Source organism: Escherichia sp. WS1118 (assembly GCF_046487695.1).
In the GTDB taxonomy this organism is placed as follows: Bacteria; Pseudomonadota; Gammaproteobacteria; order Enterobacterales; family Enterobacteriaceae; genus Escherichia; species Escherichia coli.
In genome coordinates this window covers 484,737-503,978 of the sequence record NZ_JBJQIZ010000002.1, presented here as the reverse complement: position 1 = coordinate 503,978, position 19,242 = coordinate 484,737, and the positions used below count along the sequence as shown (strand labels likewise).

Genomic DNA, 19,242 nt, shown 5'->3' with positions numbered 1-19,242 from the left:
CAGGGTTTATTATTGTTTTTTCGCTTTAGAAGGTAAAAAACCTTCCAGCACAATCAGTGCCGCACCGACACAAATGGCAGTATCGGCAAGGTTGAAGGTGGCGAAGTGCCAGTCGCCGACATAGAAGTCGATCATATCGACAACGAAGCCGTGCCACAGGCGGTCGAACAGGTTGCCCAGTGCGCCGCCAATAATCAGCGCGTAAGCGATATTGTTTAGCTTCTGCGTGGCCTTCGAGCGATACATCATCACTGCCAGGATCACGCTAATACCAATCGCAATACCGGCAAAGAACCAACGCTGCCAGCCGCCGCTATCGGCAAGGAAACTAAACGCTGCGCCATAGTTACGCGCATAATGCAGATTAAGCGACGGGAACAGCGGGACCGTATCCCCCAGAGCAAAGTTCTGGAGGATCAGGTATTTGCTGCCCAGATCGATAATCAGCACGACTACCACCAGCCACAGCCAGCGTAGCCCTGTTGAACAGATCGATTGACTCATCAGGCAAACTTACGTTTTTCACCGTCACCGGCGACGTTGCTGACACAGCGGCCGCAGATTTCTGCGTGTTCCGCCACCTTGCCGACATCCTGGGTGTAGTGCCAGCAGCGAGGGCACTTCTCACCTTCGGCTTTACTCAACGCGACTTTCAGCCCTTTGAGGACTTCGCTCTGCTGGGCATCAGCAGGTGCGTCGTTATAGTCTGCAACGGTAGCGCCGGAGGTCAACAGGACAAATCGTAATTCATCGCCCAGCGCGGTCAGTTTCGCCGCCAGTTCCGGTTCTGCATACAAGGTTACTGCCGCTTCCAGCGAGCCGCCCACTTTCTTATCGGCACGCACTTGCTCAATGACTTTGTTCACTTCGCCACGCACTTTCAACAGCTCGTCCCAGAACGCATCGTTCATTGCTTCACTGTCTGCCAGACCAAACAGGCCTTCGTACCACTCGCCGGTGAAGACGTATTTTTCACGTTCGCCCGGCAGGTAACCCCACACTTCATCAGCGGTGAAGGAGAGGATTGGTGCCATCCAGCGAACCAGCGCTTCTGCGATGTGATACAGCGCAGTCTGGCAGCTACGACGCGCCACGCTGTCCGCTTTGGCGGTATACTGACGGTCTTTGATGATGTCGAGGTAGAAGGACCCCATCTCAACGGAGCAGAAGCGCATCAGACGCTGTACCACTTCGTGGAAATCGTATGCTTCGTACGCTTTGAGGATGTCTTCCTGTGCCGCTTTCGCACAACCTACGGCCCAGCGATCCAGTACCACCATCTCTTCCGGTTTCACCATATCTTTTGCCGGATCAAAACCGTTCAGGTTTGCCAGCAGGAAGCGCGCGGTGTTACGGATACGACGATAGCTGTCGGCAGCACGTTTCAGGATCTCGTCAGAAACGGCCATTTCGCCAGTGTAGTCGGTTGATGCCACCCACAGACGCAGAATATCCGCACCCAGTTTGTTCATCACATCCTGCGGCGAAACGGTGTTACCGATGGATTTAGACATCTTGCGACCCTGACCATCCACGGTAAAGCCGTGAGTCAGTACCTGACGATATGGCGCTTTGCCCTTCATCGCGGTAGAGATCATCAGGGAAGACATGAACCAGCCACGGTGTTGGTCAGAACCTTCCAGATACATGTCCGCTGCGTGACCGGCAAATTCCGGACGCACATCAACAACGGAAGAGTGGGTAGATCCGGAGTCAAACCATACATCCAGCGTATCCGGTACTTTCACATACTGGTCAGCTTCGTCGCCGAGGATCTCTTTCGCATCGAGATCCCACCACGCCTGAATGCCGTCAACTTCAACGCGTTTTGCCACTTCTTCCATCAGTTCGAGAGTACGCGGATGCAGTTCTTCTGTGTCTTTGTGCACGAACAGTGACATCGGCACGCCCCAGGTACGCTGACGAGAGATACACCAGTCAGGACGGTTAGCAACCATCGACTCGATACGCGCCTGGCCCCAGTCAGGGATCCACTGCACGCCTTTGATCTCTTTCAGTGACTGCGCACGCAGACCTTTCTGATCCATGCTGACGAACCACTGCGGCGTCGCGCGGAAGATGATCGGCGTTTTATGACGCCAGCAGCACGGATAGCTGTGTTGCATTTTCTCAACGTGCAACAGTGCGCCTTTTTCCTGCAACAACGCAATGACAATATCGTTCGCTTTGAAGACGTTAACGCCATCCAGAGTCGGGTAAGTACCCGGCAGATAAGTGCCGTCCGGGCCAACCGGGTTAGCGGTTTCCAGACCATATTTTTGACCGATCACATAGTCGTCCGGACCGTGGCCTGGCGCGGTATGAACGGCACCGGTACCGGCATCCAGCGTAACGTGGTCGCCGAGAATTGCCGGAACATCGAAGTCCATAAACGGATGGGTAAAGCGCAACAGTTCCAGCTCGGCACCTTTCACCGTGCCAAGAATGGTGTAATCGCTAACGCCGATACGCTGCATTACGCTTTCAACCAGATCTTTCGCGAGGATCACGGCCTGACCGTCGATTTGCACCAGCGCATAATCAAAATCAGGTGCAATGGAGATTGCGCGGTTAGCAGGCAGCGTCCACGGCGTGGTGGTCCATATAACCAGCGAAATTGGGCCGTTAACATTGCTTACGCCAAATTTCGTTTTAAGCGCATCCTGATCGACCGCCTGGAAAGCGACGTCGATGGACGGAGAAGTTTTGTCGTAATACTCAACTTCCGCTTCTGCCAGTGCAGAACGGCAGTCAACGCACCAGTGCACCGGCTTCGCGCCTTTGTGCAGGTGACCGTTGCCGATGATTTTGCCCAGCGCGCGGATGATGTTGGCTTCAGTTTTGAAGTCCATGGTCAGGTACGGGTGCGACCAGTCGCCCAGCACGCCCAGACGGATAAAGTCTTTGCGCTGACCGTCAACCTGGGTCGCAGCGTATTCGCGGCACTTGGCGCGGAACTCAGCGGCGGTGAATTTCTCCCCCGGCTTACCGTATTCTTGCTCTACTTTCAGCTCGATTGGCAGACCATGACAGTCCCAGCCAGGCACATACGGCGAGTCATATCCAGAAAGCCCTTTGGACTTAATGATAATGTCTTTCAGAATCTTGTTAACCGAGTGACCAATATGAATACTGCCATTCGCATAAGGAGGGCCATCATGCAGAATGAAGGTTTTTTTGCCTTTTTTAGCTGCACGAATGATGCCGTACAGATCATCATCAGTCCAACGCGCCAGCATTCCCGGTTCGCGCTTGGCGAGATCGCCACGCATCGGGAACCCTGTTTCCGGCAAATTCAGGGTTGATTTATAGTCACTCATCAGATTCTCGGTTCCGTATTTCGGTTTGATTACATAACAGGCTTAAGCCGGTTTTGTTAGCCCAAAAAATTCGCGGGCGGTTAATTCATCACGCGCAATCTGCGCTTTCAGTTCGTCCAGCGATGCAAATCGCTGCTCATTGCGTATTTTTTTACGCAGCACTACTTGTATATGGCGACCATAAAGGTCCATTGCAACATCTAACAAATGCACTTCCAGTTGCTGGCGAATACCGGCAACCGTTGGGCGTGTTCCGATGTTTGCAACGCCGGGTAACGGCTTTTCGCCAAGGCCCAACACTTCTACCGCATAAACCCCTTTCACCGGGGAAACCTGACGGCGTAGCGGTACATTCGCCGTCGGGAAACCTATAGTGCGCCCTAATTCATCACCGTGGACTACACGCCCGGAGATGGCAAACGGGTGCCCCAGTAAACTTTCTGCCAGAGCCAGATTGTCATCCGCAAGCGCCTGACGCACGGCGGTGCTGCTGATACGCACGCCACCTTCGCAAAAAGTTTGCGTGCTGGTGATATCGAAGCCGTATTCCATGCCCGCTTTCTGTAATAACAAGAAATCGCCTTCACGACCAGCGCCAAAGCGGAAATCGTCACCTACGGCAAGAAATTTTACCCGCAAGTGCTTCACCAGAAGATCACTGATGAAGTTTTGCGCGGTTAACGCCGCAAAACGCCTGTCAAAACGCACGCACAGCACGTAATCAACGCCACACTCTGCAAGATAACGCAGTTTTTCCCGCAGCCGGGTGAGCCGTGCCGGGGCTTTATCAGTAGCAAACAGTTCCAGTGGTTGAGGTTCAAAAAGCATCACCATCACCGGTAAGTTGCGCTTGCGCCCTTCTTCCTGCAAGCCCTGTAACAGCGCGCGATGACCGCGATGCACGCCGTCGAAATTACCAATAGTCAGCACACACCCTTCTTGCGGGGCCTGGCTGAGATTATGTATGCCGCGTATCAGCTTCATGTCTGGCTCAAAACAGTGAAAATCGTCCGAGTATACCTTGTACAGCGGTCAAGGTTAACCGGCGATTGAGTACCGAAATCAGAAAGAAGTGGCTTTTCATTGCTATGGCGCAAATCATGGGAAGAAACTGACCGCCTGCTGCAATTTTTCTCGCGGAAAAGCTGTATTCACACCCCGCAAGCTGGTAGAATCCTGCGCCATCACTACGTAACGAGTGCCGGCACATTAACGGCGCTTATTTGCACAAATCCATTGACAAAAGAAGGCTAAAAGGGCATATTCCTCGGCCTTTGAATTGTCCATATAGAACACATTTGGGAGTTGGACCTTGGCTAATATCAAATCAGCTAAGAAGCGCGCCATTCAGTCTGAAAAGGCTCGTAAGCACAACGCAAGCCGTCGCTCTATGATGCGTACTTTCATCAAGAAAGTATACGCAGCTATCGAAGCTGGCGACAAAGCTGCTGCACAGAAAGCATTTAACGAAATGCAACCAATCGTGGACCGTCAGGCTGCTAAAGGTCTGATCCACAAAAACAAAGCTGCACGTCATAAGGCTAACCTGACTGCACAGATCAACAAACTGGCTTAATTGCCTGTTGTTGTCAGCTTTGTAAAAAAACCCGCTCTGGCGGGTTTTTTTATATCCATCTGCAGGCCAAAATTCGGCCTGCAAAGTACAAATGTTTATTTTGAAGCTGGAGTAAACAGCGCAGAATAGTCTGTATTGCAGATACGCTGTACTGCAGGGTGCTGAATCATCCTTTCGGCAAAAATCGCGTGGTACTCTTCCATCACGTTCTCAACACGGCCTATCTCCACAACCGAGTCATCGTTATAGAAATCATTAGCGTAAAGCGAAGGTGCAACGAAAATAGCGTTATGCGTCGCCCCAAAGGCTTTCATCAACGCAGCATCATCAAACTCACCCAAAATTTCGACGTTCAAGCCCTGGGAGTTAAACCAGTTTAATAGCTTACGCCCCAACATTGAGCGACGCCCCGGAATAAGTAAACGACGCTCTTCAAGACAGGCAGGAAACGGCTTTTCTGGTAGTGGGTTAGTGCACCAGAAACTGACACCACATTCGCCAATTTTCATGGAAAACAGCCCTTCCTGCTGAGTGGAATCGATCGGACAGTCAGAGATGATCATATCCAGTTTATGCTGACTCAACTGCTCTAAAAGCATCTCGTGCGTCGATTCGAAACAGCGTAGATGGATCTGCTCGTCTTCCACAACTGCGGCATCCAGAACACTGCTGACCAGACGTTTGGAAAGTGCATCTGCCACACCAACATCAAACAATAAGTTGGACTCTTTGCGATAGTTGACGATATCCAGCATTTCCTGGCTTAAGGTGAACATTTTATCGGCATAGCGATAGACCAGTTCCCCCAGTTCGCTGGGTTCCAGACCACGTCCTTTACGCTTAAATAGTTTCCCTTGCAGGCGCTCTTCCAGCGCCCGGATCTGCCCGGTAATGGTTTGTGGTGTTAAATAAAGCGCCTCCGCTGCGCCAACCACAGAACCTTCTTTGTAGACATGCCAGAAGTAATACAAGTGGTTGTAATTGATATGAGACATGCTCATTTCTCTCCCTGATAACAATGAAAAGGGAGCCGTTTATGGCTCCCCAGTACATCGTCCTGTCAAACTGATGGACGTAAACGAACGCGTAACCAGCTATATCCAATTACCGCCGAAGAAATTGAACCGACAAGGATACCTAATTTTGCCCAGTTAATCAGTTCTGGATCTACGCTACCAAATGCCAGGCTGGCAATAAAGATAGACATAGTAAAACCGATACCGCACAGGATACCAACCGCCATAATTTGCTGGTAAGTCGTTCCCTCTGGCAGATGTGCCAATTTCAAACGCAGCGCCAACCAGCAGAACAGACTAATACCCAGTGGCTTGCCAATCAGCAAACCAGCGATGATCCCTAATGGCAGGATGGAGGTCAAACCTTCCAGCGTGACACCTTGCAGTGAAACGCCAGCATTAGCAAATGCAAACAGCGGCAAAATCAGATACGCCACCCATGGATGCAAAACATGCTCCAGACGTTTAGCCGGAGAGCGCCCATGCTTCTCTTTCAAAGGAATAAAGAAGCCGACAATGACGCCAGCCAGGGTTGCGTGAACCCCCGATTTCAACACCGCTGTCCACAGCACCACGCCAACCAGAATATAAACGCCCGTGCGGCGTACACCACACAGATTCAATACCACGAGTACCGCAATTGCTACAGCCGCGACGCCAAGAGAGGCCATCGATAAGTCATTAGTGTAGAACAATGCGATGATAATGATGGCCCCAAGATCGTCGATAATAGCCAGAGCCATCAAAAAGATCTTCAGCGCTAACGGAACACGACTTCCCAACAGCGCCAACACACCAAGTGCAAAGGCAATGTCAGTCGCCGCCGGGATTGCCCAGCCTTCGCGGGTAATCGGATCGGCATAGTTAAAAGCCAGATAGAGCAATGCCGGGACAATCATCCCGCCGATTGCGGCAATAACAGGAAATGCCGCCTGGCGCAGACTGGCCAGCGAACCTTGCATCAGCTCGCGTTTAACTTCCAGACCAACCAACAGGAAAAATACCGCCATCAGAGCGTCATTGATCCATAGCAGCATGTTCTTGTTGATCTCAAGTGTCCCAACCCGGAGCTGAACCGGCGTCTCAAGAAAGTCGTGATACCATCCACTGGTTGCACCGCTGTTGGCCATAATCATCGCTAATACAGCGGCAATAATGAGAATAATGCCTCCCGAGGCATCACTGCTAAAGAATCGATGCAGATGTTTCACTTTTTATTTCTCTTCAGGTGAATAGATCGTTTTCACGATTTTACCCCGCACGAATCATCGTTAAAATCAGATTATAGTGTAGGAATAGCTCGCTTTTTACGATCTATTAAAAGAATTGCGCCATCAGCGAGAGATGAGTTTTTGATGCCCGAAAGCGGCGGCTGATGACCTTAAACCCCATTAATCATAGTCTAATGTCAAGATTTCTGAAGAAATTATTCGGAAAAGTAATAATTAAATTGTTCCATGCTCTAGTTTTTTATTCCACAGATGTTTGAGGATATCTAATGTAGAAACGACATTCGCAGGAGACATTCGGTTCAATGATATAAGGAAAGGATGGTTCTCCACAAAGTGGATAAAACGCGTCGCACTGTTCAATGTTGCATGCCGCATCTCGCGGACTTTCTTACTGCCAGTGAGATTGCATACAGCCATTGAATAATTGCGGTTAGAAAATGCACGCCAGACATTATTTCGTACCCCACCACTAAGGAATAATCGCGGTGGAAAATCAATGGTGGCGGGTGCCACACCGCGCTCTTTGACAAAGGAAATATGGCAGCGACCTTGATGAATATGCTGCAAATTAGCCATCAGGCAGCCGCCCAATATAAAGCATTCGTGATCAAGGTAATGCTGAACGTTGTTGGAATGCTCATCGGTCAGTATTCTGACCAGTTCAAAATGACGATATGCCGGAAGAACCGGTTTTACCAACATTCCCGGATCGTTTTGATGTAAAACTGCCGGGCCGTAATCAATATCAAACAAGGTATCCCGCCGCATAGTAAGTAACTCTTTGCGCTGGACATGATGTGCCAGCGTCCCTGGAGACATACGCTCTTCATAGTTCGATGTGTATTGATAATGTTGCTCTACGGCAGATGGGGAGTAATTGGTTGAGATGGCAACCACCCTGCCGCTTTGTTCTTCTGCGGTAACAAGAGCATAAAGAGAGTTATTGCTACCATTATACTTGACGCGAAAAGCGCGGGTACTCAGGGTAATATCAGAAGCTGGGAAACACTGTCGACTTTCTTTATAGTTTGCTTCACGCGCTAATTTTAACAGTTCACGGCTAAGTCCAGTGCTGTTAAGAAGTAATGACTTTCTGATATCCGCAAGTGCCTCCCCTTGCTCAATCATCAATGCTAACAGGGCTCCTCGTGGTGTGGTAATTACATGTTCCAGAGTGATAAATGTTTTCTCACAATGATGGCAATACATTCTTCTCTGGCCTTGTGCAGAATATCCATATTTTTTGAGGGACGTGCCTCCGCAAGTTGAACATTGGCAAATCAAACCTCTCCAGGAGTGATTCACAATATTACGATAAATATTAAGCGACTGTTCAGATATCACTGGAAACAAGTAACCACATTCACGGCATAAAATATTTTTACCCTGTGCGACATAATCCTGGCTATTCAGCAACCCCAGGTTTTTACATCCTGGTGTTTTGCAACAATCAACATTTACGTTGGTAAACATATCCACTCCCTGCGAATAGCCGTATCTTGATATTGTTCAACGCGAAAAGAACCTGATTCAATGCGTAGCACTGAATCAGGCGGGCATAGCCCTAAATGGCATACATTACATTTATTATGATTATCAGGTTAGCCCCAGGTCACCGCTTCTGGTTTATCACCTCTGGCTTTCATTAGAGAATCATTATCAATATCAGTTTTATATTTTAAAAACTTACCATACATCTGTTTTTCAATATCTGGTTTTTTACCGATCAGATTAAGTGTTTCATAACGATCAGATTTCAGATTGTAGAGATATTTCGGTTTATTATTGCGATCGATAATCATCTTCCAGTCACCATCACGGATCGCCCATTCATCGGTTGGATCATCCTGGAATGGCATATCAATCCCGAAAATTAATGGCTTTTCGCGTTTCAATGCTTTTTGCTCAAGAACAGGAACCAGCGATTCACCATCGAAAGTACGGTCTGTAGGTAATTTGAAGTTCATCATTTTCGCTAAAGTAGGCATCCAGTCCAGACCATAAACGGGTGTATCTGAAACCATTCCCTGTGGTAGATGTTTACCATATTTAATAATGGCTGGAACACGAATTCCGCCTTCCCAAAGGTTATCCTTGCGACCGCGTAATCCATCCGTTTCCCCTGCCAAATTCAGCTCATACACTTTGCGCGCTTCACGCGTTACCGGACCGTTATCACTGGTAAAAATAACGATTGTGTTATCTTCTTCACCCATCGCTTTGATTTTATCCAGCACTTTTCCAACCTGTGCATCCAGATAGCTGATATTGGCATAATATTCCCCCACACCACGCCAGGGTTTGTCTGCCCAGTCGCCATAAAATAAATCAGGATGCTGCTTCTGATACGCGCTCATATATTGTGAGTACATGTCGAGGTATTTTTTGGGCGAAGCCAGGGGGCTATGCACTTCGGTAAAAGCAACATAGAGGAAGAAAGGCTTGCTGTCCTTTTTGTTATCCAGCCAGTTGACGACTTCCGAACTGACATACTCACCGCTCATTTTATCGGCTCGTGGAGTGGGTTGCCCGTTACGTAGCCAGCCTGTCGGGTAAACCATGCCATAACGCGGGCGTTCTTTAGCGTTATCCAGCGTGGCGTCGGTAACAAAACCCGCCGTATTAACCAGTGAGTAATCAAAGCCCATATCTTTTGCCTGCGGCTGATCGGTGCGATCGCCGCCTGCATTCAGATGCAGCTTACCCATCATGGCCGTGTCATACCCTTGCGCTTTGAGTAGATTAGCAATCGTGAGTTCGTTACGCCCTAAGGCAACATCTTTGCCTGAAGGAATCCATGAGCGAATTCCAGTACGAAATGGCATCCGGCCGGTTAATAGCCCTGCGCGTGAAGGTGAACTTAAAGGAGCGGGGGCATAGTAGTCAGTAAATTTGACCCCTTCCTGGGCAAGCCTGTCGATATTAGGTGTTTTAACGATCTGATGACCATATGTTGCTAAATCGCCATAACCTAAATCATCCGCCATAATAATGACTAAATTAGGTTGTTTAGCCTCTGCGGCTAAGGCAGGACTAAAAGCATTCCCTGTGCAAACTGCAAGGCCGATCAAACTGGCCATTAACGTTTTCTGCATAATTATTCCCTGATAAAAATTAGAAATCATAACCAAGCATATAAATCATTTGATCGCCAAAGCCATCGTAGCCCAGCTTATTATCGAAATAACGCCACGTCACACTTGCTTTCCAGCGAGGATAGAACTTCCAGGCAATAGTTAAACCGCCATTTAACCCGTTCCGGCCAAATTGCTGCTCCGTGTAAGCATCGTTCCTGTCCAGTTCTATTTCATTCCAGTTAGATAAAACAAATTTTTCGTCAAATAACGTAAATGGTAATACTGCTGTCCAGCCAACAACATAACCATTCCAACCATTCGTTTGACCATATTTAGCTGATACGTAGTCACCAGATTGATTATGCAATCCAATATACGGTTTAAAAAAGCCCCACTCGCCGTTCCAGCCGAGGTAACCGAATCCATAAAACATGTCCAGATCGTCACCCCATGAGTTATCCCATTGGCCATAAATTTTGCCAAAGAATGTCATATCAGAGTCAAAGAGTCTGACATGCGTCATTGCTGAAACCGTATGATTTCTCCCTGCTACAGCATGATTGAGTACATTACTTTCATAAAATGAGTAAAATTCTGCTTCTTTAAAATTTACCCCAAAATCCGCAGTCACTTTCCATACTTCACCACGGTGAGTGTTTACAAATCCACTATTCCAGTCTGCATAACCCGCATTTATTGAACCAAAGGTTCCTTTATATTCTAATGAAGAATATGCAGGAAAATGATAGATAGCTGTTATCAAGGTACACGCAATAAGAAGTCGTCTTTTGGCAGACATATAATATGTTCTCCATTCATTGTTTTTATGATTCCATAGGAATTAATACACCAGACAATTCATTTTTATTAAGAATGACCAGGCCAGTATATTTAAAGATGACTATCGAAGCGTGATGAAGATCGCAGATTACTTTTGCGAACGGGCGGAGGGATATCGTGTTTCAGAAAATGTGTCTGTTTTAAACATCACCCTTTGATTTATAGGCATTTTTCATGATGAACTTAGTATTAGCTGCTGAACGTATTTCTTTGTCTCTCTATAGTATTACAGTAACCTTTAATAATTAATTTCCTTTAGCCATTCACTTTTGATAGAGGAAAACACCTTTTTTTGTGAATCCCTGGATATATTTAAGTTAAATAAATTGATGTATTGAAATATTATTCCGCAAAAATGCGAGGCGTCTTCAGAAAAAGAATTGATAAAACAGAAGTGAATTAAAAGCGCAGTATAATAGCGGCGGGTGCTTGAGGCTGTCTGTCTCAGGCATTGGCTGAACGGCAGATAGAGAAAAGCCCCGAGTGATATTTTACCATCAACCCGAGGCCCCCTATATGCAGAACACATGTAGAGTGCCTCTTACTGACCGAAAGGTCAAGGAGAAGAGAGCAATGAAGCAGCATAAGGCGATGATTGTCGCCCTGATCGTCATCTGTATCACCGCCGTAGTGGCGGCGCTGGTAACGAGAAAAGACCTCTGTGAGGTTCACATCCGAACTGGCCAGACGGAGGTTGCTGTTTTCACGGCTTACGAATCCGAGTAAGAGCAACGGCGGGGAGTGATCCCCGCCACTTTACAGGTGCTCGCATATCTTCAACGCACCCTGGTTTTTACCCTGGCCTGCCCACGGGCAGGCTTTTGGGGAGGTTAGCGAGTCAGGTCGTCAAAAAACTTCTTCACGCCATCAAAGAAGCTCTTTGAACGCGGGCTGTTGTGCTCGCCGGTTGGGCCACCAAAGCTTTCTTGCAGCTCTTGCAGCAGCTGTTTCTGCTTCTCGTTCAAACCTACCGGTGTTTCGACAACAACGCGGCATAGCAAATCACCCTGTGCGCCACCGCGGACAGACTTGACGCCTTTACCGCGCATACGGAACAGCTTACCGGTCTGGGTTTCGCCAGGCACTTTCAGTTTGACGCGACCATCAAGGGTCGGTACTTCGATTTCACCACCCAGCGCCGCCATAGCGAAGTTGATCGGGACTTCGCAATACAGGTTGTTGCCTTCACGCTCGAAAATCGGGTGCTGTTTAACCTGAACCTGAACGTACAGATCGCCTGCCGGTGCGCCGTGTTCACCCGCTTCACCTTCGCCCGCAAGACGGATGCGGTCTCCAGTGTCCACCCCTGCCGGGATTTTAACGGACAGCGTTTTGCTGCGCTCAACACGACCATGACCATGACATTTGTTGCACGGATCTTTGATCAGCGTACCGCGGCCCTGACAGTGTGGACAGGTCTGCTGCACGGCAAAGAAACCCTGGCGCATCTGCACCTGGCCAGAACCATGACAGGTCGGACAGGTCTGCGGCTGTGTACCTGGTTTTGCACCGCTACCGTGGCAAACGTCACACTCTTCCAGAGTCGGAATGCGGATCTCTTTGGTCACGCCACGTACAGCTTCTTCGAGGGTGAGCTCCATGTTATAGCGTAAATCAGCACCGCGCGCCGCACGTTGACGACCACGTCCGCCGCCAAAAATATCGCCGAAAACGTCACCAAAAATATCGCTGAAGTCTGCGCCGCCGCCAAAACCGCCGCCGCCCATGCCGCCTTGCTCAAACGCAGCATGACCATACTGATCGTATGCCGCACGTTTTTGCGAGTCGGTCAGAACTTCATAAGCTTCCTTGATCTCTTTAAATTTCGCCTCGGCCTCTTTGTCACCCTGGTTACGGTCCGGGTGGTATTTCATGGCCAGGCGTTTGTAGGCCTTTTTGATTTCACGCTCTTCCGCTGTTTTGGAAACGCCTAAAATCTCGTAATAATCTTGCTTAGCCATCTTTTTTGATTTGCCCCTAGATGAATGCACGGGCGGAGAGGAAATTCCCCTTCGCCCGTGTCAGTATAATTACCCGTTTATAGGGCGATTATTTTTTGTCTTTGACTTCTTCAAATTCAGCGTCGACAACATCGTCATCTTTCGCGTTGTTTGCAGAAGCATCAGCACCGGCAGTCTGTTGCTGGGCATGTTGCTGCTGGGCGATTTCCATCAGTTTCTGGGAAACCTGTGCCAGTTCCTGCATTTTCGCTTCGATAGCGGCTTTGTCTTCACCTTTCAGAGCAGTTTCCAGTGCAGTCAGCGCAGACTCGATAGCAGTTTTGTCGTCAGCCGGCAGTTTGTCGCCTGCTTCTTCAACCTGCTTACGGGTGCTGTGCAGCAGATGGTCGCCCTGGTTGCGAGTCTGTACCAGCTCTTCAAACTTACGGTCAGCTTCGGCGTTAGCTTCTGCGTCGCGTACCATTTTCTGGATTTCATCTTCGTTCAGACCAGAAGAAGCCTTGATAGTGATCTTCTGCTCTTTACCGCTGTTTTTGTCTTTCGCGGAAACGTGCAGGATACCGTCAGCATCGATATCGAAGGTAACTTCGATCTGCGGCATGCCGCGCGGTGCCGGGTTGATACCATCCAGGTTGAACTGACCCAGAGATTTGTTATCAGCCGCACGTTTACGTTCACCCTGCAGCACATGGATGGTTACCGCAGACTGGTTGTCTTCAGCGGTAGAGAACACCTGGCTGTGCTTGGTCGGGATAGTGGTGTTTTTCGCGATCAGCGTGGTCATCACACCGCCCATGGTTTCGATACCCAGAGACAGCGGGGTAACGTCCAGCAGCAGTACGTCTTTTACGTCACCAGTCAGAACACCACCCTGAACAGCAGCACCGATGGCTACAGCTTCGTCCGGGTTAACATCTTTACGCGGCTCTTTACCAAAGAATTCAGCAACTTTCTTCTGAACCATTGGCATACGAGTCTGACCACCAACGAGGATAACGTCGTCGATATCAGATACGGACAGGCCAGCGTCCTGCAGTGCAACTTTCAGCGGCTCAATGGAACGGTTTACCAGATCTTCAACCAGGCTTTCCAGTTTCGCACGAGTCACTTTGATGTTCATGTGTTTCGGACCGGTCGCGTCTGCAGTGATGTACGGCAGGTTAACGTCGGTCTGCTGAGCGGAAGACAGTTCGATTTTCGCTTTTTCTGCCGCTTCTTTCAGGCGCTGCATTGCCAGCGGATCGTTGCGCAGGTCAATGCCCTGATCTTTCTTGAATTCTTCAACCAGATAGTTGATCAGACGACTGTCGAAGTCTTCACCACCCAGGTGGGTATCACCGTTGGTTGCCAGAACTTCGAAGGTTTTTTCGCCGTCAACTTCGTCGATTTCGATAATGGAAATATCGAAAGTACCACCACCCAGGTCATAAACCGCGATAGTACGGTTGCCAGTACCTTTGTCCAGACCGTAAGCCAGCGCAGCTGCGGTCGGTTCGTTGATGATACGTTTTACTTCCAGACCAGCGATACGGCCTGCGTCTTTGGTTGCCTGACGCTGAGCATCGTTAAAGTATGCCGGTACGGTAATAACAGCTTCAGTTACCGGTTCACCCAGGTAATCTTCAGCGGTTTTCTTCATTTTTTTCAGCACTTCAGCAGAGATCTGCGGCGGTGCCATTTTCTGGCCTTTAACTTCGACCCATGCGTCGCCGTTATCAGCAGCAATAATTTTGAACGGCATGATGGAAACATCACGCTGTACTTCTTCGTCCTGGAAGCGGCGGCCAATCAGGCGTTTAATCGCAAACAGGGTGTTTTGCGGGTTCGTCACTGCCTGACGTTTAGCCGGCTGACCAACCAGAGTTTCACCATCCTGGGTATAGGCAATGATAGAAGGCGTGGTGCGATCGCCTTCGGCGTTCTCCAGTACACGAGGAGTGGTGCCATCCATAATCGCTACACAAGAGTTGGTAGTACCCAGGTCGATACCAATTATTTTACCCATCTAAACGTCTCCACTATATATTCGGTCATCATGTGGTTGTGAGTCTGTAATAGGGGCGAAACGTCTGGTTTCAACTGCCCAATTTCATTTTTTTGCAGACTCACTCACTGCGGTTGACTACTAAATGGGGTCGTAACCCACGTCATCAAGGGGGAGATGCAAAAATTTTTTGTGCTTTTGCGCAGAAATTTCGCGATATGGCAGGACAAGACGTGAAACTGACAACAATTTTATTCATATAAAGAATGAATCGCAGCCAAGGCATTCATCAAAAAATTGTAATAAAAAGAAAATATTACGTACCTGAAACTTCTCTTTATCAGCAGTAAACTAGTTTCATCCCCTTACCCCTCCCCACCAAGAGAATCCTTATGAAATCCGTTATTACGATTTCCGCCAGCCTGGCGATTAGCCTGATGCTGTGCTGCACGGCGCAGGCAAACGACCATAAAATCCTCGGCGTCATTGCAATGCCGCGAAACGAAACCAACGATCTGGCGCTGAAACTTCCTGTTTGTCGCATTGTTAAACGCATACAACTCTCAGCCGACCATGGCGATTTGCAGTTAAGCGGTGCATCGATTTATTTCAAAGCCACCCGAAGCGCCAGTCAGACCCTGAATATTCCTTCAGAAATAAAAGAAGAGCAAACCACTGACTGGATCAACATTAACAGCGATAACGACAACAAACGCTGCGTCTCAAAAATCACCTTTTCCGGTCATACAGTGAACTCATCGGATATGGCCACGCTGAAAATTATCGGCGACGACTAACGCCAGAATATAGAAACCACAAAAAATGAATGTTAATTACCTGAATGATTCAGATCTGGATTTTCTCCAGCATTGTAGTGAGGAACAGTTGGCAAATTTCGCCCGGCTGCTCACCCATAATGAAAAAGGCAAAACTCGCCTCTCCAGCGTACTGATGCGCAACGAACTGTTTAAATCGATGGAAGGACATCCCGAGCGACACCGCCGCAACTGGCAGCTGATTGCCGGAGAATTACAGCATTTTGGTGGCGATAGTATCGCCAACAAACTGCGCGGACACGGTAAATTGTATCGCGCCATTTTGCTCGATGTTTCAAAGCGATTGAAGCTGAAAGCCGACAAAGAGATGTCTACGTTTGAAATTGAGCAACAGTTACTGGAACAATTTCTGCGTAATACCTGGAAGAAAATGGACGAGGAACATAAGCAGGAGTTTCTGCACGCGGTCGATGCCAGGGTGAATGAGCTGGAAGAGCTGCTGCCGCTGCTGATGAAAGACAAATTATTGGCAAAAGGTGTGTCGCATTTGCTTTCCAGCCAATTGACCCGCATTTTACGCACCCACGCAGCAATGAGCGTGCTTGGGCATGGTTTGCTGCGCGGCGCGGGTCTGGGAGGCCCTGTGGGCGCAGCATTAAATGGGGTTAAAGCGGTCAGCGGCAGTGCCTATCGCGTGACAATTCCAGCCGTACTGCAAATCGCCTGCCTGCGCCGGATGGTTAGCGCCACTCAGGTCTGATACCGGAAACCGGGGAAAATTTTCATTTTCCCCTCAAAAGATCGTAGACACTGCCCCACTGGCTGATTATTATGCCGCGCCCTGAAAACACTACAGTTATTCAGGGAAATTATTTCACCATTCATTCGATGATGATTTTTGAGGAATTATGGGCAACACTAAGTTGGCTAATCCGGCACCGCTGGGCCTGATGGGCTTCGGCATGACCACCATTCTGCTTAACCTGCACAACGTGGGTTATTTTGCTCTGGACGGTATTATTCTTGCCATGGGCATTTTCTACGGCGGCATCGCGCAAATTTTTGCCGGTCTGCTGGAGTACAAAAAAGGCAACACTTTCGGTTTAACCGCATTCACCTCTTACGGTTCTTTCTGGCTGACGCTGGTTGCAATTCTGCTGATGCCGAAACTGGGGCTGACCGATGCGCCAAATGCACAGTTCCTTGGTGTCTACCTGGGTCTGTGGGGCATATTTACGCTGTTTATGTTCTTCGGCACGCTGAAAGGCGCACGCGTTCTGCAATTCGTTTTCTTTAGCCTGACCGTGCTGTTTGCCCTGCTGGCGATCGGTAACATTGCCGGTAACGCCGCGATCATCCACTTTGCCGGCTGGATTGGTCTTATCTGCGGTGCCAGCGCAATCTATCTGGCGATGGGTGAAGTGCTGAACGAGCAGTTTGGTCGCACCGTTCTGCCGATTGGTGAGTCTCACTAATTGTTAAGCTCCCCCCGCTCGAAGGGATAAGATTGTTAACAACGTGCGCTTTGTTTATGCCGGATGCGGCGTGAACGCCTTATCCGGCCTACAAAATCGTGCAAATTCAATATATTGCAAGAAGATCGTAGGCCTGATAAGCGTAGCGCATCAGGCAGTTTTGCGTTTGTCATCAGTCTGATCCCCCCGCCTGGGGGGATTTTTTTATTCGCTAACTTCGCGTCTTGCACTCTTCGGTCTGAATGCTGCAACCACTTCCGCTGCCGTTTCAACGTATGGCCCTTCCAGCAACTGAATGCAGTACGGTACGCTGGCAAAAATACCGTGCACCACAACGTTACCCTCAGCGTCCTTCACACCTTCCAGCGTCTCTTTAATAGACTTCGGTTGACCGGGTAAGTTAAGGATCAGCGCCTGTTTGCGAATCACCCCCACCTGACGCGAAAGGATCGCAGTTGGTACAAAATGCAGGCTGATCTGGCGCATCTGTTCACCAAAGCCTGGCATCTCGCGGTCCGCTACTGCCAGCGTCGCATCGGGCGTTACGTCACGACGCGCAGGGCCAGTTCCGCCCGTGGTGAGCACCAGATGGCAACTCATTTCATCCACCAGCTCACACAACGTTTGCTCGATGATCGCCTGCTCATCGGGGATTAAGCGGGTTTCCAGTTCAAACGGCGTGGTTAGCGCCGATGTCAGCCATTCTTCCAGCGCAGGGATGCCTTTATCCTGATAAACGCCGCTGGATGCGCGATCAGAGATGGAAACTAAGCCAATACGTAAAGTATTCATCAAGATTTTTCCGTTTAAACAGTCTCGTTAAACAGAATGATACACTGCGAAGGGAGTGACAGACAGGTTTCAGAAGAGGTAGCGTGACCGACTTCCCGGTCACGCTAAGTATGATTACAGCAGATCGCCGATCATTTTTTCCAGTTTTTCCTGGTCAACAGCAAACTTACGGATACCTTCCGCCAGTTTATCTACTGCCATTGGATCCTGGTTGTGCTGCCACAGGAACTCGGACTCAGTGATACGCGCCGGACGCGCTTTCACTTCACCAGTGTAAGACAGTTTACGTTCGATAGCCCCTTCGCTCTCCGCCAGCTCTTTCAGCAGTGCCGGTGCGATGGTCAGACGGTCGCAGCCTGCCAGTTCCAGAATTTCGCCGATGTTACGGAAGCTTGCGCCCATAACCACGGTTTCATAACCATGCTCTTTGTAGTACTGGTAGATTTCAGATACAGAAACCACGCCCGGATCTTCTGCCGGAGCGTACTCTTTCTTATCGGTATTCGCTTTGTACCAGTCAAGAATACGGCCAACAAACGGCGAGATCAGGAACACGCCCGCTTCCGCACAAGCACGAGCCTGAGCGAAGGAGAACAGCAGGGTCAGGTTACAGTTGATGCCTTCTTTTTCCAGCTGTTCCGCAGCACGGATACCCTGCCAGGTAGAAGCCAGTTTGATCAGAATACGATCATTGCTAATACCTGCATCGTTGTAGAGTTTGATCAGGCGTTTTGCTTTCGCAATTGACGCTTCGGTGTCATAGGAAAGACGCGCATCAACTTCAGTTGAGATACGGCCCGGAACCAGTTTCAGGATTTCCAGACCAATATTTACGGCCAGTTTGTCGGTCGCGTCCACGATCTGCTGCGCGCGATCGTTGCTCTGCTGTTTCGCCCAGGCGACAGCATCATCAATCAACTTACGGTATTCCGGAATCTGCGCTGCGTTAAGAATGAGAGAAGGGTTGGTTGTGGCATCCTGCGGTTGATACAGCTTCATTGCCGCGATGTCCCCAGTGTCGGCCACTACGGTGGTGTACTGACGAAGGGAGGTCAATTTGTCCGTCATGATAGTATTTCTCTTTAAACAGCTTGTTAGGGGGATGTAACCGGTCTGCCCTGATGATATCACGACGCAACGTCAGCGCAACCGCCGACAAGACGGTTATCGCCAGGCGAGACTGTTTCGGATTT

The 19,242-nt window shown here is 49.2% G+C and carries 18 protein-coding genes; 5 read left to right on the top strand and 13 right to left on the bottom strand.

Annotated features, from left to right (window positions below; translation table 11 throughout):
* Positions 1–9 precede the first annotated feature (9 nt).
* From lspA to ACJHYO_RS05740, 4 genes are read right to left on the bottom strand one after another with little or no spacing between them, the layout of a single operon-like run.
* Positions 10–504, bottom strand: a complete 495-nt coding sequence (gene lspA, locus ACJHYO_RS05755; protein WP_000083369.1) for a signal peptidase II — start codon at positions 502–504, stop codon at positions 10–12.
* A complete protein-coding gene (ileS, locus tag ACJHYO_RS05750) occupies positions 504–3,320 on the bottom strand; it encodes an isoleucine--tRNA ligase (protein ID WP_410232422.1) in 2,817 nt (938 codons plus the stop codon). Before ileS ends, lspA begins: the two co-directional genes overlap by 1 nt.
* A 42-nt stretch (positions 3,321–3,362) precedes the next feature.
* Positions 3,363–4,304 (bottom strand): bifunctional riboflavin kinase/FAD synthetase, encoded by a 942-nt coding sequence (gene ribF, locus ACJHYO_RS05745; RefSeq protein WP_000767329.1) that lies wholly within the window; start codon positions 4,302–4,304, stop codon positions 3,363–3,365.
* Between the two features lie 7 nt (positions 4,305–4,311).
* On the bottom strand, positions 4,312–4,530 hold the full coding sequence (locus ACJHYO_RS05740; RefSeq protein ID WP_001337277.1) for a DUF2575 family protein: 219 nt from the start codon (positions 4,528–4,530) through the stop codon (positions 4,312–4,314).
* Between the two features lie 102 nt (positions 4,531–4,632).
* Here ACJHYO_RS05740 and rpsT point away from each other — a divergent pair, with 102 nt between their 5' ends.
* Positions 4,633–4,896, top strand: a complete 264-nt coding sequence (gene rpsT, locus ACJHYO_RS05735; protein WP_001274021.1) for a 30S ribosomal protein S20 — start codon at positions 4,633–4,635, stop codon at positions 4,894–4,896.
* Between the two features lie 95 nt (positions 4,897–4,991).
* Here rpsT and nhaR read toward each other — a convergent pair whose 3' ends face one another.
* From nhaR to ACJHYO_RS05710, 5 genes are all read right to left on the bottom strand, one after another.
* Positions 4,992–5,897, bottom strand: coding sequence for a transcriptional activator NhaR (gene nhaR, locus ACJHYO_RS05730; RefSeq protein ID WP_000062878.1), 906 nt, complete (start codon positions 5,895–5,897; stop codon positions 4,992–4,994).
* Positions 5,898–5,956: 59 nt separating this feature from the next.
* Positions 5,957–7,123 (bottom strand): Na+/H+ antiporter NhaA, encoded by a 1,167-nt coding sequence (gene nhaA, locus ACJHYO_RS05725; protein ID WP_000681386.1) that lies wholly within the window; start codon positions 7,121–7,123, stop codon positions 5,957–5,959.
* Between the two features lie 234 nt (positions 7,124–7,357).
* The gene (locus ACJHYO_RS05720) at positions 7,358–8,617 is read right to left on the bottom strand and encodes a hypothetical protein (RefSeq protein WP_000494924.1); all 1,260 of its coding nucleotides are present in this window, start codon (positions 8,615–8,617) and stop codon (positions 7,358–7,360) included.
* Between the two features lie 128 nt (positions 8,618–8,745).
* Complete coding sequence (locus ACJHYO_RS05715; RefSeq protein WP_085455675.1) at positions 8,746–10,239, bottom strand: sulfatase; 1,494 nt, start codon at positions 10,237–10,239, stop codon at positions 8,746–8,748.
* Between the two features lie 19 nt (positions 10,240–10,258).
* Positions 10,259–11,020, bottom strand: coding sequence for an outer membrane protein OmpK (locus tag ACJHYO_RS05710; protein ID WP_001274832.1), 762 nt, complete (start codon positions 11,018–11,020; stop codon positions 10,259–10,261).
* A 614-nt stretch (positions 11,021–11,634) separates the two neighbouring features.
* Here ACJHYO_RS05710 and mokC point away from each other — a divergent pair.
* The gene (mokC, locus tag ACJHYO_RS05705; RefSeq protein ID WP_000809168.1) at positions 11,635–11,787 is read left to right on the top strand and encodes a type I toxin-antitoxin system toxin MokC; all 153 of its coding nucleotides are present in this window, start codon (positions 11,635–11,637) and stop codon (positions 11,785–11,787) included.
* Between the two features lie 104 nt (positions 11,788–11,891).
* Here the strand turns inward: mokC and dnaJ are convergent, their stop codons facing one another.
* The gene (dnaJ, locus tag ACJHYO_RS05700) at positions 11,892–13,022 is read right to left on the bottom strand and encodes a molecular chaperone DnaJ (RefSeq protein ID WP_001118464.1); all 1,131 of its coding nucleotides are present in this window, start codon (positions 13,020–13,022) and stop codon (positions 11,892–11,894) included.
* 88 nt (positions 13,023–13,110) lie between these two features.
* A complete protein-coding gene (gene dnaK, locus ACJHYO_RS05695) occupies positions 13,111–15,027 on the bottom strand; it encodes a molecular chaperone DnaK (RefSeq protein WP_000516135.1) in 1,917 nt (638 codons plus the stop codon).
* Positions 15,028–15,398: 371 nt separating this feature from the next.
* Between dnaK and ACJHYO_RS05690 the strand changes: the two genes are divergently transcribed.
* From ACJHYO_RS05690 to satP, 3 genes are all read left to right on the top strand, one after another.
* Positions 15,399–15,803, top strand: a complete 405-nt coding sequence (locus tag ACJHYO_RS05690) for a DUF2541 family protein (RefSeq protein ID WP_000843687.1) — start codon at positions 15,399–15,401, stop codon at positions 15,801–15,803.
* A 25-nt stretch (positions 15,804–15,828) separates the two neighbouring features.
* A complete protein-coding gene (gene msyB / locus ACJHYO_RS05685) occupies positions 15,829–16,542 on the top strand; it encodes an acidic protein MsyB (RefSeq protein WP_001102393.1) in 714 nt (237 codons plus the stop codon).
* A 148-nt stretch (positions 16,543–16,690) separates the two neighbouring features.
* Positions 16,691–17,257 carry an acetate uptake transporter gene (gene satP, locus ACJHYO_RS05680; RefSeq protein ID WP_000528533.1) on the top strand — a complete coding sequence of 189 codons (567 nt, stop codon included), beginning with the start codon at positions 16,691–16,693 and terminating at the stop codon, positions 17,255–17,257.
* 204 nt (positions 17,258–17,461) lie between these two features.
* On the opposite strand, the gene mog is transcribed toward satP, so the two are convergent.
* On the bottom strand, positions 17,462–18,049 hold the full coding sequence (gene mog / locus ACJHYO_RS05675; protein WP_001314415.1) for a molybdopterin adenylyltransferase: 588 nt from the start codon (positions 18,047–18,049) through the stop codon (positions 17,462–17,464).
* Positions 18,050–18,163: 114 nt separating this feature from the next.
* Entirely contained in the window at positions 18,164–19,117 is a 954-nt protein-coding gene (tal, locus tag ACJHYO_RS05670) for a transaldolase (protein ID WP_000130187.1), read from the bottom strand.
* Positions 19,118–19,242: the final 125 nt, after the last annotated feature.

Bases quoted from the DNA above. Each gene is read 5' to 3' on its own strand.
- lspA (WP_000083369.1), bottom strand. From the start codon at position 504: ATGAGTCAATCGATCTGTTCAACAGGGCTACGCTGGCTGTGGCTGGTG.
- ileS (WP_410232422.1), bottom strand. From the start codon at position 3,320: ATGAGTGACTATAAATCAACCCTGAATTTGCCGGAAACAGGGTTCCCG.
- ribF (WP_000767329.1), bottom strand. From the start codon at position 4,304: ATGAAGCTGATACGCGGCATACATAATCTCAGCCAGGCCCCGCAAGAA.
- ACJHYO_RS05740 (WP_001337277.1), bottom strand. From the start codon at position 4,530: ATGTGCCGGCACTCGTTACGTAGTGATGGCGCAGGATTCTACCAGCTT.
- nhaR (WP_000062878.1), bottom strand. From the start codon at position 5,897: ATGAGCATGTCTCATATCAATTACAACCACTTGTATTACTTCTGGCAT.
- ACJHYO_RS05720 (WP_000494924.1), bottom strand. From the start codon at position 8,617: ATGTTTACCAACGTAAATGTTGATTGTTGCAAAACACCAGGATGTAAA.
- ACJHYO_RS05715 (WP_085455675.1), bottom strand. From the start codon at position 10,239: ATGCAGAAAACGTTAATGGCCAGTTTGATCGGCCTTGCAGTTTGCACA.
- ACJHYO_RS05710 (WP_001274832.1), bottom strand. From the start codon at position 11,020: ATGTCTGCCAAAAGACGACTTCTTATTGCGTGTACCTTGATAACAGCT.
- mokC (WP_000809168.1), top strand. From the start codon at position 11,635: ATGAAGCAGCATAAGGCGATGATTGTCGCCCTGATCGTCATCTGTATC.
- dnaJ (WP_001118464.1), bottom strand. From the start codon at position 13,022: ATGGCTAAGCAAGATTATTACGAGATTTTAGGCGTTTCCAAAACAGCG.
- dnaK (WP_000516135.1), bottom strand. From the start codon at position 15,027: ATGGGTAAAATAATTGGTATCGACCTGGGTACTACCAACTCTTGTGTA.
- ACJHYO_RS05690 (WP_000843687.1), top strand. From the start codon at position 15,399: ATGAAATCCGTTATTACGATTTCCGCCAGCCTGGCGATTAGCCTGATG.
- msyB (WP_001102393.1), top strand. From the start codon at position 15,829: ATGAATGTTAATTACCTGAATGATTCAGATCTGGATTTTCTCCAGCAT.
- satP (WP_000528533.1), top strand. From the start codon at position 16,691: ATGGGCAACACTAAGTTGGCTAATCCGGCACCGCTGGGCCTGATGGGC.
- mog (WP_001314415.1), bottom strand. From the start codon at position 18,049: ATGAATACTTTACGTATTGGCTTAGTTTCCATCTCTGATCGCGCATCC.
- tal (WP_000130187.1), bottom strand. From the start codon at position 19,117: ATGACGGACAAATTGACCTCCCTTCGTCAGTACACCACCGTAGTGGCC.